Raw genomic sequence first — 2,346 nt, 5'->3', positions numbered from 1 at the left:
CGGTGGCTTATGGCTCATGCATATCCTCAACTACAACTTCTCGATTGCCGTTGGGGTCGGCTTTATTGCCCTAGCAGGCGTCGCGGTTGAGATTGGGGTCATCATGCTCGTCTACCTCAACCAAGCATGGCACTACAAAAAACTCGATGCGGAAGAGAGCCAACAGAAGCTTGAGGCGAAAGACCTAACCGATGCCATTCGTGAAGGTGCGGGCCTACGTGTTCGCCCAGTAATGATGACGGTACTGACGGTCATTATTGGTCTGATTCCGATCATGTACGGCGAAGGGACAGGCTCAGAAGTGATGCAACGTATCGCTGCACCAATGATTGGCGGTATGGCATCGGCACTGCTGCTGACGCTGTTAGTGCTTCCAGCCATCTTCAAGCTGTGGAAACAACGTGAGTTGCGCCCAAGCAATGCGACTAATCACCAAGCTGGCACACAAGCTAGTGATGTAAACAACAACGCTTAATCCCTACCTTCCTCTCAAACATGCCGTTTGAGGGGAAGCAACCAAGTTATTAATGAATTAAAACAAGGATATAAAAATGAAAAAGACACTAATCACTCTTGCTCTAGCCCTAACAACAACGACTGCGTTTGCCCAAATGGATCATTCAAACATGGACCATGGCAACATGAAGCATGAAAACATGGACCACGGCAGCATGAAGATGGACCACAGTAAAATGGACCATTCAAACATGATGGATATGCCGGGCATGTCGGCAGTAGGTATGCCAGCGAAAGGGGCACAGCCAGACAAGGTGGTACACGTAATCTTGGGTGATGACATGACCATCAAGTTCAAGAAAGACGTCAAGATTGAGCCAAACGATGTGGTGCAGTTTGTAGTCATGAACACCGGTAAGATCAACCACGAGTTTACGATTGGTTCGGCTAAAGAGCAGCTAGAACATCGTGAAATGATGAAGACAATGAGCGGTGATCATATGCACGACTCGGGCAACTCTGTGACGGTCGAACCAGGCAAAGCGAAGCAGTTGTTGTGGCACTTCCACGGTGACAACAAGGTTGAGTTCGCGTGCAACATTCCGGGCCATGCAGAATCGGGCATGGTTAAAAAGATTGAACTGTAAGTAATTATCCAAATAGACAAAGGAGCTGATGATTCAGCTCCTTTTATTTCTGGATCAAACTATTCGTTAGCTCATGATAAGAAATTCTGAGCCAGTGTCTCTCGCTAAGATATTTTTGTGACCGAATCACCGACGTAATATATAAGCCAAACTACAGGCCTTGATAGCAACACTCTTCTCCCCATATTGAGACCGTTTAAGCGTATTGCAAAGAATCCTACATAAAATAGACATAGATTTAACAGTGTTTAGAGTATTGGCTCGTTATAGTTTACGTGACATCGCTACCGTGCGAACTAAAACTAAAATTGAAGAACACGATCCATGAAAAAGTTATTTTTGTTGGCTGGGCTAATGGTTTGCTCAACCCTAAGTTACGCGTCCCAACTGAATGAGGACATTTCTCTCCTCGAGCAACAAACCTCAAGCAGAATTGGGGTGTCAGTTTGGGATACCCAAGCAGACGAGCGTTGGGATTACCGTGGCGATGAACGCTTCCCACTCATGAGCACATTCAAAACCCTAGCTTGTGCCAAAATGCTAAGTGATATGGACAGCGGTAAGCTAAGTAAAAATGCGACCGCAAAAGTCGATGAGCGCAGTATCGTTGTATGGTCTCCAGTGATGGATAAGCTCGCAGGCCAAAACACACGCATAGAGCACGCGTGTGAAGCCGCTATGTTAATGAGTGATAATACTGCAGCCAACTTGGTATTAAATGAAATTGGCGGCCCTAAGGCCGTAACAATGTTTCTGCGAACAATTGGAGATAAAGCAACGCGCCTAGACAGAATAGAACCTCGCTTGAACGAAGCCACACCAGGCGACAGCCGCGACACAACCACACCTAACGCCATACTAAACACTCTACGAACTTTGGTCGAAGGCGAAACGTTGTCTTATGAGTCTCGTGTGCAATTAAAAATCTGGATGCAGGACAACAAAGTTTCAGACTCGTTAATGCGTTCTGTATTACCAACAGGTTGGTCTATTGCAGACCGTTCTGGTGCGGGAGGTCATGGTTCGCGTGGCATTAACGCGATTATATGGAAGGAAAATCATCGACCTGTTTACATTAGTATTTATGTCACAGAAACCGAGCTCTCACTTCAAGCTAGGGACCAACTCGTTGCGCAGATAAGTCAGTTGATTTTACAAAAGTACAAAGACAATTAAGTCACCACTCACCTGACCCTATTTGTATCCTTTTCTAGCCCTTCTCTTCCAGAAGGGCTCATTCTGT

Annotated in this window: 3 protein-coding genes; all 3 read left to right on the top strand. The window is 46.0% G+C overall.

Features of this window, described 5'->3' with window-relative positions; genetic code table 11:
* On the top strand, positions 1 to 475 hold a 475-nt coding region (locus IQR33_RS34490; RefSeq protein WP_228014161.1), incomplete at its 5' end, for an efflux RND transporter permease subunit.
* A gap of 76 nt (positions 476 to 551) precedes the next feature.
* A complete protein-coding gene (gene copI / locus IQR33_RS26550) occupies positions 552 to 1,103 on the top strand; it encodes a copper-resistant cuproprotein CopI (protein ID WP_193837205.1) in 552 nt (183 codons plus the stop codon).
* 324 nt (positions 1,104 to 1,427) lie between these two features.
* A complete protein-coding gene (locus IQR33_RS26545) occupies positions 1,428 to 2,279 on the top strand; it encodes a carbenicillin-hydrolyzing class A beta-lactamase CARB-42 (protein ID WP_005375420.1) in 852 nt (283 codons plus the stop codon).
* The last annotated feature ends 67 nt before the right edge of the window (positions 2,280 to 2,346 follow it).

The sequence above is a fragment of the Vibrio sp. OPT46 genome (assembly GCF_015163535.1).
Lineage (GTDB): Bacteria > Pseudomonadota > Gammaproteobacteria > Enterobacterales > Vibrionaceae > Vibrio > Vibrio alginolyticus.
Note: the sequence above shows the minus strand (reverse complement) of the source record. Positions and strands in the feature narration are given on the sequence as shown.

Excerpts from the sequence above, each read along its gene's own strand:
- copI (WP_193837205.1), top strand. The coding sequence starts at position 552 with ATGAAAAAGACACTAATCACTCTTGCTCTAGCCCTAACAACAACGACT.
- IQR33_RS26545 (WP_005375420.1), top strand. The coding sequence starts at position 1,428 with ATGAAAAAGTTATTTTTGTTGGCTGGGCTAATGGTTTGCTCAACCCTA.